This window comes from Marinactinospora rubrisoli, from assembly GCF_042664915.1.
Classification (GTDB): Bacteria; Actinomycetota; Actinomycetes; order Streptosporangiales; family Streptosporangiaceae; genus Marinitenerispora; species Marinitenerispora rubrisoli.
This window is the reverse complement of sequence record NZ_JBHTBH010000001.1, coordinates 930,629-944,513: the sequence shown is the minus strand read 5'-3', so window position 1 is coordinate 944,513 and position 13,885 is coordinate 930,629. Positions and strand designations below refer to the sequence as shown.

The following is a 13,885-nucleotide window of genomic DNA, read 5'->3' as shown; positions in this document are numbered from 1 at the left end:
GGGCCGGGGATGTTGGCGCATCCGGTGGCCCCAAGGGGGCGGCTGATGTTGGAGCACCAGCCGCCCCACTTCGTTTGGTCAGGCAGCGTCCTTAGCCGAGGTGGAGCGGCGCCCAGCGGCGCCGGGGGCCTTCACCCCACGCGCCCGCAGGGAGTACGCGATCCGGTTCCGGCCACGCCCCACTTCTTCGATGTAGGGCCGCACGGCCATGCCCTCGAACTCCACCGGGCGGAACGGCAGACCGGGCGCCTCATCGGGCAGCGTCGGGCACACCTCAGCGGCGATCTTCACCTTCACCGACTTGGCCTTGCCCCGCGCTTCGGGGTCGGCGTCGATCACGTCCACCGCCCACATGGGCAGACCCGTGTCCTTGTCCACCTCGGGACGCTTCGTCTCGAAGTTCGTGATCGCCTCCACCCCGAGGGCGTAGGCCCCGTGCGGGAACACGACACCGAACTCCACCGGAAGAGCACCCTGAATCGCCATGTCAGCACCTCACTTGATCGTTTGACGCAGGCACACAAAAGCGTGTGAGTCATCGCCCCTTCCGCGTACGGAAGGTGAGCGGTGATGACTCACACGCTAACCCGTACTTTTTGTTTTGTCTAGTAGATCAAGTACTAGGTGGCACTCAGAGTGCGCCCGCCCGGCGAGCCAGTCCCAAAAGTGCAGGTCCCGGGGGATCTTGGATGGTCAGCAGGTCCGCGATGGCCTGACGGACCAGCGGATGCGCGTGCGTCTGTTCCGGGGTCACCGCTTCCGCGCGTTCCAGCGCGGCGATGGCCTGATCAGCGTTGCGTCGCTGCAGGTGAGCCCGGGCAACGTCGATCTGGAAACGCCCCTGGCGTTCCGATGACAGGTTGGATGCGTCCACCCCCTCAGCAGCGCGGAGAGCGACGCCCGCATCCCCAAGCTCCACCGCAGCCGCGATCTCGTGGAGCGCAACGTTCGTCGGTCCGAACTCGGTGTCGAAGTCGTTGCGGTCTTCGCCGAGCCGATCGGCCACTTCCTTGGCTGCCGCGATGTACCGGTAAGCCGCATCCGCATCATTGCGCCGAGCCGCACCGATCGCTCGTTGCAGCGTGAGCGCGCCGAACACCGACAGCGCCTCAGGGCGCCCTTGAGCGACCAAAGGGGCCAGCGCTTCCGCCGCCGTGCGACCCGTCATCTCGACTTGATCGAGATGACGGGCACCGAGGAAGGTCAAACACAGCCGGAACTCACCAGCTGCCATGAGAAGCGGATCTTCGGCGCGCTCGGCGGACATGATCGCCCTATCGGCCGCGATCCACGCCGCTTCGAACTCCCCCATCTTCGTCAGCGCGGAGGAACAGGCTTGGTATGTGGCCGCTAGCAAGCGGAACACCTCCGCCCGCTCCCCGTTCGTGACGGAACGCGCGGCGGCTTCCAGGTCAGGGACCAAGGATTCCAGCACCACCGTCAAATCCAGATAGCGTCCCTCGTGAGTGAATGCCCAGGCTTCCTCACTTCGCGCCCGGAGATCCTGGATGTCAGCCGGAGGTCGCTTGCTCAGCATCGCGTTCAAGGCATGTGCGCCACTGAGGACGAGCCGCAGGCGTGTGTTCCCCGGCGTCTCCTCAGTGGCAGCAGCGACGATGGGAGCTTCTGCGGCGAGGTCCGCAACCGGGACGTCCAGCACCTCCGCCAGTGTCTCAAGCACTGACATCCGGTCAACCTTGCGTACGCCCCGCTCGACTTGGGAGACCCACGCTTCAGACCTGTCGATCAGTCGGGCGAACTCTCGCTGAGACAGTCCCCGCCGTCGGCGGTTCTGGGCGATCTTGCGGCCAAGTGCCTTCTGATAGTCACTCACCCTCCACCCCTTTGACGGACTGGAGGTTCAGGAAGTCCACGACGGTGGACGACAGGTAGTCCTCACGCTGGGCAAGGAAGCGCTTGATGTAGGGCTGTTCCTCGTGGAAGTCGAACGCCGCACGATCGCGGTACAGCTCGTAGAAGATCCGCTGCAACGGCTGTCCCTCCACCTGGTGGACGGCATACACCAGCGTCGCCGGTTCGTTGTCGCGGATCTTGCTGATCGTCTGCCCCACCAGCTCATCAAAGCCGCCGGCACTCTCTGGATCCTTGAGCGTGAACCGCACCACCAGGCCAAACATGAGCCCTCCTTACTCCCTGACATCGTCGACCGTTTCTGCAATCAGTACTTATTGTGCGCCATCCATATGTGAAGTCACGCGTACTTAGTGTACGTTGACGATACTAATAGTACTAGTGGCGCAGCTCAGCTGTCTGTGAGTTGCCAAACTCGCGAGGTGAATCCGCGATGGCGATCAGCACCAACCGCGAACAGCAACCCGCTACCGCGCAATACCGATGGTTTCCGGGGCATCGAAACCAGATCGCACACGTACGGTCATTTGTCGCTTACTGCTTGGAAGGGTGTTCTCGCGTCGAAGACGCCGTTCTACTAGCAAGCGAGGTCGCGACCAACGCCATCAAGCACGGGGCGTCGGGCAAGTGGCATGTCGGATTCCTGGTCGGCATCCTCCATGAGCCACGCCGAACCGTGCGGATCTCTGTTCACGACGCCGGGGGAGGAGACACCCCGACTCTCAAGCTCGCCGTCCCCGAGGACGAAGAAGGCGGACGCGGCCTGTTCCTCGTTGACCTGATCGCGAGTCGCTGGGGCGTCACCGAAGGGCTCCTCAAACAAGCCGTGTGGTTCGAGCTGGACTGTTTCTGATCCCCTGACAGCCGCTCCCCCAGCGTGACGATTGCCGAATTGGGCTGTATGGGATCAAGGGCGACGGCGCTTCCGCGCCGTCGCCGGCCGTGCGGCCTGCCCGCTCGGGCTGCGGGCTGCCGCCCGGTCCCGAGCGCGCGGCCGGCGGCCGGGGCGCGCGGTGGTGGTCGCCGCCTGTCCGCATCTGGCCCGCTTCGGGGGCGCGCCGTCGCTACGGGGCCGGGTTCGCGGAGCGGCGCCCTGCTGGTGCTCGGCTGTTGGTTGCGGACTGGTGGAACCAGGGGGCTTCCGCCCCCATGGACCCCCGCAACGCCGCGCGGAACCCGGCGCGACACCGGACGTGTACGTGGCGCGGACCGATCGCGCCGGAACCCACGCGGCCCCGATACCGTGGTTGCTCGCCGCCGGGGTTGTTGGGGGCGCAGTCTGAGGCAAGCGCCAACAGCGCGCCTCCGCTCTCCCTGTCCGCCTTCCCGACGTCGGCGGAATATACGCGGAATCTGGCGTCACTCAGAACACGGAATCGACGCTCCGTTGCAGGTCAACGCCACTCCCCCACTGACCCGGAACCCGGCCTCCGGAGCCGTGTGCGCAGGTTCGAATCCTGCAGGGGGCACCATCGTTTGAGCGGCGAAGACCCGGTCGACCGGCCTTGATGGTTCGGCGCCGGGTTTCGTCATGTCCGGTCGCAGGAACCGGATACCGCCGGAGGCGGCGCGGTGTCGGGATTCCCCGAACAGGTGCGGCGTGGCTCGGCGGTCCGTTGGCCGAGTGCCGCCGAGGCAGGACTCGGTGGCGTGGTCAGGCGCCGCTCCTGGAACTCGCCGACGTGCACGGAGGCGAGGACTGTTCGGCCCGCTCCGGCTCGTCCAGGCGGGGTGGCATTTTCGGGTTCACATGCGACATTGGAGCCCGCGAACATCGTGCTCATGTCGATGATCTTTTCGCTACGGACGCTCCCGGTAGCTGAGTTTCCGGTCTTTCCTGGGCGGGAAGCCATGAGCAAAGCGCCACCCAATGCCTCCGCCATGGATCTCCGGCAATCCAAAGACTTGATGAAGTCAACCGGCGCCGGGTTATTCGCACATCATCCTGGATACAGGTCATCCCATTGCCACGGCTTTTTCGGGTCGGCCGGCGAACGTGGCAGCGCTGAACGAGTTTTCACTGCAGTCATGGAGGAATGACCATGGAGGCGTCGGGAAATCAGGTACCGGACGAAGCGCCGATCGCGCCGGAGGCCGCGGGTGACGTACATCGTTCCCATGCACCGGAGGAACGGCGTCGCGATTCGGTGACCGCCGTCCGTGGGCGCCTCGTGTGGTTCCGCGATGATCCCTTTCTCTGCGGTCCTACGGAAGCCATCCGCTACGAGAAGGATGGCCTGCTGATCTGCGAGAACGGCAAGATCGTCTATTCGGGCCGGTTCCGTGCGGACCGCGTCCCCTCCGACGTCGCGGTCGTCCACTACCGCGATCACGTCATCACTCCGGGGTTCGTCGACTCGCACGTTCACTACACACAGGTGGGGATGATCGCCTCCTACGGCGAACGGCTGATCCACTGGCTTGACAAGTACGTCTATCCCGAAGAAATGAAGTACTCGGACCGAAAATACGCCGAAGAGGGCGCGGAACTCTTCTGCCGGGAACTGTTGCGGAACGGGACCACCACGGCGCTGGTCTTCACCTCTACGTATGCGCACTCCGTCGACATTCTCTTTGAAAAGGCGGCGAAGTACGGAATGCGCATGGCGGCCGGCAAGGTGCTGATGGACCGGAATGCGCCACCTCGGCTTCTTGACAGCAGCGTCGGCGAGGCCATCAGCCAGACCAGAGAACTGATCGAGCGATGGCACAACAAGGCAGGCACCCGCAACGTCTACGCCATAATGCCGCGGTTTCCGCTCGCGTGTTCGAGGGAGATGCTCGCGGCGGCGGGAAAGCTTTGGAAAGAACACCCTTCCGTACTCATGCATTCCCACATCGCGGAGAACAGCGATGAGGTTTTCGAAGGCCGGAAGATGTTCCCCGAATGCGGCACGTATCTCGACGTCTTCAAGAACCACGAACTCCTCAAGCCGGGCATGGTCCTCGCCCACGGGGTGCATTTGACCTTGCCGGAGCTGGACACCTGCCATCGCACCGGGGCCGCGATCGCCCACTGCCCGACCTCGAACCTGTTCCTCGGCAGCGGCCTGTTCCGGCTCCGGGATGCCAAGACCCCGAGCCGGCCGGTCACCGTGGGACTGGCCACCGACGTCGGCGGCGGCACGAGCCTGTCGATGCTCACCACCATGAACGAGGCGTACAAGGTCGGCGCCTTGGACGGCAACCCGATCGATGCCCTCCGGCTCTTCTACCTGGCCACGCTCGGCAGTGCCAAGGCGCTGCGCATGGACCACCAGATCGGTTCGCTGGAAGCGGGCCATGAAGCCGACTTCGTGGTGCTCGATCCCCATGCCACACCGCTCCTGACGAAGCGGAGCCGGACCGGTGACGGCTCCATCGAGGATCTGCTGTTCGCCTTGGCGCTGGCCGGGGACACCGACGCGGTGGAGGCCACCTACGTCGCCGGCCGCCGCCGCTACGCGCGCGCACAGGACGGTGGGAAGAAACGGGATCGGCGGAACTTCCCCTTCGCCTGGAGCAGGTACGACTGGAAGTCCGGTTCCTGGCTTCCCGATCAGGTCACGCCCATGAGGGGGTGGCGGGTTCCCGCGATCGAGGCCTATGCCGGAGGGCTGCACTGCGTCTACAACGACCCGACCGACATGCTGCACTGGACGGTCTTCACCCAGAAGGACGATCGACCGGGCAGCTGGAGCGAGCCCAGGAGTCTGGGGGTGCGGTCATACGCCGGTGTCGCGATCGCTCCCTATCACGACCTGCTCTACTGCTTCTACTCCATGGACGGGAAGATCTGGTGGCGGACCCGAAATGACGATCCGAGCCGGCCCTGGAGCCCGGGAACCGCGATCCCCGGGCTCTCATCCCAGCAGCCTCCGGCGGTCACCGCGTACGGCGACCACCTTCACGTGCTGGCCGTCGACGGCGATCGGCGCCTGCATTGGAACACCTACCACTCGAAAACGGCCTCGTGGACGGGGTGGGTGCCCTGGAAGAACGGGAACGGCGACATTGTGAAGGGCGGTTGGCCGAGTATCGCCGCCTATGCGGGGCGGCTCTACGTCGTGTACTCCCCAGGCCCCGACTCCGACATCATGTGGACGGCTCGCTTTCCGGACACCGAGTGGTGGCCCCACAGGAAATTGCCCGGAACGGCCGGGACCGACCAGCCGAAGATCGCTCATTACAACGGACTCCTCTATGCGATCGGCTCCTGGTGGGAGTCCGGTAAGAAGCACAAGAACATCTGGTGGGCACAGCAAGGCGCCGATGTAGCGGAATGGACCGACCCGCGCCCCATTACCCGGATCAATGCCGTCTCATTCTCCGGAACCGGTTTGACGGCCTATCACGGACAGCTGTACACCGCCTACTTCACGGAGTGAATCCCGGCCGGGTACGGAAGGCCGAGGCTCCCGGGTCCGTGGCTCGCACGGGCCCGGGAGCCGCACCGTGAAGGACGGGGCCCGGCGCACGGTCCCGGCCGGGGCAGAACGCTGCACCGGCGGCCCCGTAGCGCGGCCCGCCGTCGGCCGCGCGCCGATCCGGGCGGTCCTGCGGACGGCCGGTGCCGGGAACGGCGTTGCTCCCAACACGCCCGACCCACCCATCCTGCGTCACCGTGCCGCCTCAGACGCCCGTGCCCGCGCGCACCCCCTCCAGGTAGTCGGGGGTCGCCAGCATCCGGGCGAGCAGTGGCGGGTCGTCGAGGGCGGAGAGGATGTCGTCGGCGACGGTCTGGTTCCTCGCGCACTCGGTGAGGATCTCCGCCACGTGTGGCGGCGCCTCGCCTTCGATGACGCCTCCGATGTGGTCGGCTATCAGGATGGCCTGCTGGCCGAACGCCCAGTACTCGTCGAAGGTGTCCCGCATGAACGCGGTGTCGAACGGGGCGTCGCCGTGGGCGACGATGCGTTCCAGGTAGGTCCGGGCGCACATCGTGGAGTTGTTCCAGCCCTGGAGCGCGATGGGGGTGACGGACAGGACGCTGTCGGCCATGCCCAGTACGGTCCGCCCGGAGGGCAGGACCCCGACGGGGTCGCGGACGTAGGTGTCGGCGTACTCGATTCCGACGCTCTGGCCGTCGACCAGTTCGCTGCGGCGGACCTGCTCGTACAGGTGCGGGGCGTGCAGGTAGAACAGGTCCAGGACCCGCGCGTGCAGCTGCACCGGGTTCAGCCGCTCGCCCGAGAGGTCGAGGGGGCTGCCGGGCTTGCCGAACAGGGCGAGTGAGTGGCCGGGGCCGTAGGGGGTGTAGGAGGGGACGACGAACATGGAGCCGAACGCGTAGAAGCCCATGTCGAGGGTGTTCTCCCGGTGCTCCTCCACCCCGTACACGAACGCGTCCACGGCGACCCGGGGCCGGCCGCGCCGGGAGCGGGTGCGGTCGATGTCGAAGATCTGGCCGAGTTCGCCGTGCCCGGTGGCCACGATGGTGAGGTCGAACATCCCGGCCAGGTAGTCCAGGTCGGTGACCGTCACCCCGTGCACGACGACCTTGCCGCCGCGGTCCTCGAACGCCTCCAGCCAGTCCGCCATCTTCACGCGCCGGTCCATGGAGACGCCGCTGCTGTGGAACGCGCCGGCGAAGGAGAAGCGGCCGGCGCCGCGCGGCCCCGCCTCCACGATCATCCCGTCGATCGAGGGCGCCCGTCCCTTCCAGAAGTCCAGGTTGAGCGCGCGCTCGTGGGAGAGCGCGGTGGGGAAGGTCAGCTGGGTCACGGCGACCTTGCCGTACCGGATCTCGCTGGACGTGCGCGCGGTCAGCAGCGTGACGTCGTAGCCGAGCGCCAGGAGGCCGTGGGCGAGGTACAGGCCGGACTGGCCGGCGCCGACAACCAGGATTCTTCGCATGGGATCGCTTTCTGGGTTCGGTCAGGTACGGGGGCGGGGCCCCGCGGCCCAGGCAGGGGACGGTGCGACGGGGAGGGTGGCGGCCAGGTCACGCGAGCGCCGTCCGCGGGCGCGGCCTGGGGCGATCGATGCGGTCGCGGTGACCGTGCGCGGCGTTCCGTTGTTCGCAGGGGCGGGGGCGTCGAAGCCCTCCCGGCCGGCACCGGGAAAACCCGGGCTCCCTGGGAACCAGTAACGGACACTTAATCCCGCTTTCGCGCAGCACCCGAATCTCGCGAGCCACTATAGATGAAATGTCACATTCCACCTAGCAATCGATGGATGCTGCTTTATGAACGTTTCGCAACGGAAGTTGATAATGGTGCGCTGCGATACGCGAAACATCACCCACTCCCCCTCCGGAACGGGCCCCGGACGCCCACGGTCGCGCCCGGCCGCGCGGCTCCGTATTTCCGGGATATTCCCAGCTCAGCCGGTACCGTGGCACCCCGGAACGGAAGGCAGGCCGCTCCCTCCCCTCGCGGTTCCGCCGGGACGCGGACGGTCCGCCGCACCTGTGAAATCGTGGTGCGAGATCGCCGGGCGGCGCCATTTCCTTACTTTCCCCGCGGGGCGCGCCGCAATGGGCCGGGCCACCGGAAACGGTCCGGCCGGGACGGCGCGAGGGGCCGGCGGCCGGACGTGCCGGCCGCCGGCCCCTCGGGGTGGCGGAGCAGGAGTCAGAAGTACGTGGGCAGCCGCGGCACGTAGGGCTCCTCCAGGGAACGGACCTCGTCGTCCGTCAACTCGACGTCGAGCGCGGCGACGGCGTCGGCGAGGTGCTGCGGCCTGGTGGCGCCCACGATCGGCGCCGAGACCACGGGGTTCTTCAGCACCCAGGCCATGGCGACCGCCGCCATCGGCACGCCGCGTTCCGCGGCGATCCGCTGGACCGCGTCCACGATGGCCTTGTCGCTGTCGAGGAAGAGCGGCCGGCCCTTCCGGTCGGTCGCCGGATTCACCTGGGCGCGGCTCGTGCCGCGCTCGCCCCACGGCCGCGCCACGAGGCCCGCGGCGAGCGGGCTCCAGGGGATGGACCCCACGCCCTGGTCGGCGAGCAGGCCGAACATCTCCCGCTCCTCCTCACGGTGGACCAGGCTGTACTGGTCCTGCATGGACACGAACCGGGTCCAGCCGTTCGCCTCCGCGGCGTGCTGCATCTTGGCGAACTGCCACGCCCACATCGACGACGCACCGATGTAGCGGGCCTTGCCGGCCTTGACCACGTCGTGCAGCGCCTCCATGGTCTCCTCCACCGGCGTCTCCGGGTCGAACCGGTGGATCTGGTAGAGGTCGACGTAGTCGGTGTCCAGCCGTTGCAGCGAGGCGTCGATCTGCTCCATGACGGCCCTGCGCGACAGCCCGGAGCCGCCGGGCCCCGCGCCCATCGGAAAGAACAGCTTGGTCGCCAGGACGACGTCCTCGCGGCGGGTGTACCTGCGGATCGCGCGTCCGGTGATCTCCTCCGAGGTGCCCAGCCCGTAGCTGTTGGAGGTGTCCCAGAAGGTGATGCCGAGGTCGACCGCCTGCCGGAAGAGCGGTTCGGCCGCCTCCTCGCCGAGCGTCCAGGACGTCAGGTCGGACGGGGCCCCGAAGCTCATGCAGCCCAGCGCGATCCGGCTGATCTTCAGACCGGACGTCCCCAGACGGGTGTACTCCATCGCCTGTCTCCTCTCTGTGCCGGCGCCGACGGCTCGGTCCGTCCGGCGCGACGGCCCGGCAGAGGACGGCCGCGCCCCACGCGGGCGGGCATGGCCACGGCGCGGCGCCGGTGCCGTGCCGTTCACGGCTCCGCCCCCGAGTCTGGCCGCGCCGCGCACCCCGGGAGAAGAGCGGTGCGGAGCCCTGTCACACCCAGGAACGGCGGTCAGGGGCCCGGCCGCCGCCTCGGGGAGCCCGGATGGTGGGCGGCGCCGACCGGCCGCTCACCGCCGCCCGCGCGACGCGCGCCCGGTCTCAGTCGCCGGGCCGGATCGACCGCCGCAGGGTGCGCAGGCACAGGTCCACCGCGCCGTGCCGGGTGGCGCCGTCCTCGCGCACGTGGTGCCACGCCGCGTACAGGAGGGCCCACAGCAGCCCCATCACCCATTGCGCCGGCATGTGCGGGTCGATGGTGCCGTCGGCGTGCCCCCGCTCGACCAGCCGGGTCATGCTCTGGTCGGTCTCCGGGTCGTCCTCCCAGTCCGCCCAGTTGGCCACGTCCGGGTTGTCGAAGGTGAGCAGCAGGCCGTCGCCGATCTCGAAGTACTCCTGGCAGAGGCGTTCCAGGGCTTCGGCGGCCGTGCCGTCGTCCAGGCGGGCGCGTTCGGTCGCCTGGCGGACCTGTTCCATGACGTGCGTGCCGAGGGCGGCGAGCAGGTCGGAGCGCTCGGGGAAGTAGCGGTGGATGGTCGTCCGCCCCACTCCGGCCGCGGCCGCGATGTCGGCGAGGGACGCGGCGATGTTCCTGGCGAGCACGGACACGGCCGCGTCGAGGATCGCCCGCCGGGTGCGCGCGCGGGTGCCGGTCGGGGCGGCGGTGTTCATGGAGCTACGGTAGCGCGATGCGCCGCCGTGAAACCACATTGACATATTTGGAACAGTCGTGTTCCATCGGGAATCGTGAACGTTCCAGACAGATTTCCCCGGCTGCGCATCCTGTGGTCGTTCGCCCGGCCGCACACCGGCACGCTGGTGCTCGGCCTCGTGCTCGGGCTGGTGGGGTCGGCACTGGGCCTGGCCTCTCCCATGGTCACCAAATGGGTGCTCGACGCCCTCGACAGCGGCGGATCGCTGCTCGGCCCCATCCTCGCGCTGCTCGCGCTGCTCGTGGTGGGCGCCGTGATCACCCGCTGGCAGTGGGTCACGCTGGGGGCGCTGGGCGAACGCGTCGTCCTGGAGGCGCGCGAGTCCCTGGTGCGGCGGTTCCTGCGCGCCGTGGTCCCCGCCGTCACCCGCCACCCCACCGGGGAGCTGGTCACCCGGGTGACCTCCGACACCGTGCTGCTGCGCGAGGCCGCGACCTCCAGCGTGGTCGGACTCATCAACGGCGCCGTCATGCTGGTCGGCACCCTCGTCCTCATGGGCGTGCTCGACCTCCCCCTGCTCGGGGTCACGGCCGCGGCGGTGGCCGTGGTCTTCGCACTGTTCGCGCTGCTCATGCCGGCGATCGCCCGGGCGCAGGAGCAGGCTCAGGACCAGATCGGGCGCCTCGGCGGCGTCCTGGAAGGCACGCTGCGCGCCATCCGGACCGTGAAGGTCGGCCGCGCCGAGGAACGGCAGGGCGATCGCCTGCTGTCCCACGCGCGCGCGTCCGCCGACCACGGGGTCCGGGCGGTCCGCGCCGAAGCGACCGCCTGGACCATCGCCTGGTCCGGCGTGCAACTGGCGATCATCCTCATCCTCGGCGTCGGCGCCTGGCGGGTGAGCGCGGGGCAGCTGGAGGTCTCCAGCCTCATCGCCTTCCTGCTCTACGCGTTCGGCCTCATGGACCCCATCACCGAACTGAGCCAGAACGTCACCGCGCTGCAGTCCGGCATCGCCGCGGCCGAGCGGATCCGCGCGGTCGACGCCATGGAGGTCGAGGCGGAGACGGTCACACCCGAGCCCGCCGGGCCGCCGGCCGGCGCTGCGGCCCCGAAAGCGCCGCAGGCGCCGGAGGGACCGGTCCTCGAACTGCGCGGCGTCACCGCGGGCTACGGGGAGGCCGAGCCCGCGGTGCGGGGCGTCGACCTGGTGGTCCCCCGCCGCGGCCACCTCGCGATCGTCGGCCCCTCCGGTGCGGGCAAGACGACGCTGTTCTCCCTCGTGCTCGGTTTTCTGGAACCCCGGGACGGCGCCCTGTACCTCGACGGCCGGCCCTACCAGGAGCACACCCTCGACGCGATCCGCGCCCGGCTGGCGTACGTGGAGCAGGACACCCCGGTGCTGCCCGGGACGATCCGGGAGAACCTCCTGCTCGCCCACCCCGACGCCACCGACGACGAACTCGCCCGGGTGCTGGCGGCGGTACGGCTCGACGGGAAGATCTCCGCCCTCGACGACGGCCTGGACACCCCGCTGTCCACCACCCAGATCTCGGGCGGCGAACGCCAGCGCGTGGCGCTCGCCCGGGCGCTGCTCCGCACCCCCGACGTGCTGCTGCTGGACGAGGCCACCGCGCAGCTCGACGGGCTCACCGAGGCCGCCGTGCAGGCGTGCGTCCGCGAGCGGGCGGCCGTCGGCGCGGTCGTCACGGTCGCCCACCGCCTGTCCACGGTGGTCGACGCCGACAGCATCGCCGTGCTGGAACACGGCCGGGTCCGCGCCCAGGGCACCCACGAGGAGCTGCTCGCGACTGACGAGCTGTACCGGGAGCTGGTGGCCGCCCTGCGCCTGGCCGGAACACCGAGCCCGGCGGCGAGCTGACGGCGGCGCGCCCGCGGTGACCGCTCCAGGGAGCCACGCGAGCGCGGCTGCGGCCCGGGCGGCCGTCTCGGCGTCGGCCGGCCCGGGCCGGATCGTCCGCGCGTGCCGCCGCGCAGCAGCTCCTCAGGCGGCGTTCGGAAGGCGTGACGCAGCGTGTCCTCACTCAGGCACCGCGCCGACTTGGGCGGAACGGCATGATCCAGCGGAAAGCCCTGCCGACCTCCCCGGTCGGCGTCGGGTACTCGCTAACGGCGCTGGGTGAGTCCCTGCGCGGCCCTTTCAAGCGCCTTTACACCTGGACCGTCGAGCACAGCGAGGAAATTCAGAACGCCCAGCGGGCGTACGACAACAGGGCCGACGCATAGCCGTCAGCCGAGGCCCTGACCGGCTTCGGCCCCGTGGCATGCCGGTCGGGCATGACTCGCCGTTCCCACGGCCGCTGACGGGCTCTTCACACCTTCCGCCCTTATTGATCGTTTCAGGATCGAACGGTGATCTCGGTTTCTTGGTGCGTGGAACTCGGTCATGTCACGGAACCACGTGCTTTGCTTGCGCGTTGCGTCGACAGGTCCATGAGGGGAGAGCCTTGTCGAGCTTGAGCTTCCCGCCGGTGCGGGCGGTCGGACGCGGAGCGGCCTGGTACCGCGGTGATTGCCATGTCCACTCCGTGCGCTCAAGCGGAGGAGAACTCACTCCGGAAGAGCTGGCGCTCCGAGCCCGCGCCGCCGGGCTCGACTTCATCGCGACGACAGAGCACGGTTCCGCTGCCGAACCAGGTGCATGGGGCCATCTGGCCGCCGATGACTTCTTGGTCGTTCTCGGTGAGGAAGTGACCACGCGGACCGGGCACTGGCTCGCGCTCGGCCTTCGTCCCGGCCAGCTCGTCGACTGCGATTACGGGTTCAGAGACGGACGGATCAATCGGTATTTGGACCAGGTCCATCGAGTGGGGGGCCTGTGCGTGGCGGCGCACCCGCATGCGCCGTATCCCACGGGCGAATTCCGGTACTCCTTCCAGGGCTTCGATGTGGTGGAGGTGTGGAACGGACTCTGGTCGTCGGACCTGCCCTGGAATGCCGACAACGAGGCCGCACTGGCCGAATGGGGGCGGAGCCTCGCGGCCGGCGTTCGCGCGGGTTCATGGCGGCCGGCGATGGGCAACAGCGACACGCACCTGGCGGGCCAGATCGGCATTCCGCACACTGTGGTGTTCGCCGAGGAGCTGAGTACGGAGGCGATCCTGGCCGGGATCCGCTCGGGCCGGAGCTGGATCGCCGAGTCGACGGCCGTGGAGGTGTCGTTCACGGCCCATGTGGAGGGTCGCAGCGCCGGAGTGGGAGAACGGCTCGCGACATACGGTGGGCACGTTGAACTGCGCGCAGCGGTACAGGGCGTGCCTGCGGCGACCGTCGGCTTCCACACCGACCGAGGGAAGGTCCACCACGCGGCCCTTCCCGGTGACGGAGCAGGTGTGGTGCGGTGGCGCACAACGGCGGAGGAGTCGGCGTTCGTCCGCATCGAGATCCGCCATCCCGATGGGACCGTCGCCGCACTCACCAATCCGATCATCCTGACCTGACCGATCGCTGCAACGTGCGGTGCGCAGGCGGCGGTACTTCGCCGCCAGGCCACGGGCGGCAGGCGTCGCCCTTCGTGCTCTGCGGGCATCGACCAATACCGAATCGATGTTGGACGGGCATGCGCGGCGCGGATTAGCTTCGGTGGCGCCGCTGTGTCTCCGCCGGACTCACCG

11 protein-coding genes and 1 tRNA gene are annotated in these 13,885 nt (G+C 68.6%); 6 read left to right on the top strand and 6 right to left on the bottom strand.

The window, feature by feature from the left end; all coding sequences use genetic code 11:
- Window positions 1-78: 78 nt before the first annotated feature.
- The 3 genes from ACFQRF_RS03915 to ACFQRF_RS03905 form a co-directional block, all read right to left on the bottom strand.
- A complete protein-coding gene (locus ACFQRF_RS03915; RefSeq protein WP_379868844.1) occupies window positions 79-486 on the bottom strand; it encodes a plasmid replication, integration and excision activator in 408 nt (135 codons plus the stop codon).
- 145 nt (window positions 487-631) lie between these two features.
- Window positions 632-1,834, bottom strand: a complete 1,203-nt coding sequence (locus ACFQRF_RS03910; protein WP_379868842.1) for a helix-turn-helix domain-containing protein — start codon at window positions 1,832-1,834, stop codon at window positions 632-634.
- Window positions 1,827-2,138, bottom strand: coding sequence for a putative quinol monooxygenase (locus tag ACFQRF_RS03905; protein ID WP_379868840.1), 312 nt, complete (start codon window positions 2,136-2,138; stop codon window positions 1,827-1,829). Before ACFQRF_RS03905 ends, ACFQRF_RS03910 begins: the two co-directional genes overlap by 8 nt.
- A 167-nt stretch (window positions 2,139-2,305) precedes the next feature.
- Here ACFQRF_RS03905 and ACFQRF_RS03900 point away from each other — a divergent pair, with 167 nt between their 5' ends.
- From ACFQRF_RS03900 to guaD, 3 genes are all read left to right on the top strand, one after another.
- Complete coding sequence (locus ACFQRF_RS03900; RefSeq protein WP_379868839.1) at window positions 2,306-2,725, top strand: ATP-binding protein; 420 nt, start codon at window positions 2,306-2,308, stop codon at window positions 2,723-2,725.
- A 528-nt stretch (window positions 2,726-3,253) separates the two neighbouring features.
- Window positions 3,254-3,344, top strand: a tRNA-Ser gene (locus ACFQRF_RS03895).
- A gap of 564 nt (window positions 3,345-3,908) precedes the next feature.
- A complete protein-coding gene (gene guaD / locus ACFQRF_RS03890) occupies window positions 3,909-6,239 on the top strand; it encodes a guanine deaminase (protein WP_379868837.1) in 2,331 nt (776 codons plus the stop codon).
- A gap of 244 nt (window positions 6,240-6,483) precedes the next feature.
- Here the strand turns inward: guaD and ACFQRF_RS03885 are convergent, their stop codons facing one another.
- The 3 genes from ACFQRF_RS03885 to ACFQRF_RS03875 form a co-directional block, all read right to left on the bottom strand.
- A complete protein-coding gene (locus ACFQRF_RS03885) occupies window positions 6,484-7,707 on the bottom strand; it encodes a styrene monooxygenase/indole monooxygenase family protein (RefSeq protein WP_379868835.1) in 1,224 nt (407 codons plus the stop codon).
- Between the two features lie 719 nt (window positions 7,708-8,426).
- Window positions 8,427-9,407: an aldo/keto reductase gene (locus tag ACFQRF_RS03880; RefSeq protein WP_379868834.1), complete on the bottom strand. Its 981-nt coding sequence runs from the start codon at window positions 9,405-9,407 to the stop codon at window positions 8,427-8,429.
- Window positions 9,408-9,702: 295 nt separating this feature from the next.
- Window positions 9,703-10,272 (bottom strand): TetR/AcrR family transcriptional regulator, encoded by a 570-nt coding sequence (locus ACFQRF_RS03875; RefSeq protein WP_379868832.1) that lies wholly within the window; start codon window positions 10,270-10,272, stop codon window positions 9,703-9,705.
- A gap of 108 nt (window positions 10,273-10,380) precedes the next feature.
- Between ACFQRF_RS03875 and ACFQRF_RS03870 the strand changes: the two genes are divergently transcribed.
- The 3 genes from ACFQRF_RS03870 (at window position 10,381) to ACFQRF_RS03860 (ending at window position 13,711) form a co-directional block, all read left to right on the top strand.
- On the top strand, window positions 10,381-12,132 hold the full coding sequence (locus ACFQRF_RS03870) for an ABC transporter ATP-binding protein (protein WP_379869039.1): 1,752 nt from the start codon (window positions 10,381-10,383) through the stop codon (window positions 12,130-12,132).
- A gap of 47 nt (window positions 12,133-12,179) precedes the next feature.
- Window positions 12,180-12,497 carry a winged helix-turn-helix transcriptional regulator gene (locus ACFQRF_RS03865; RefSeq protein WP_379869038.1) on the top strand — a complete coding sequence of 106 codons (318 nt, stop codon included), beginning with the start codon at window positions 12,180-12,182 and terminating at the stop codon, window positions 12,495-12,497.
- Between the two features lie 221 nt (window positions 12,498-12,718).
- Window positions 12,719-13,711: a CehA/McbA family metallohydrolase gene (locus tag ACFQRF_RS03860; protein ID WP_379868831.1), complete on the top strand. Its 993-nt coding sequence runs from the start codon at window positions 12,719-12,721 to the stop codon at window positions 13,709-13,711.
- Window positions 13,712-13,885 lie beyond the last annotated feature (174 nt).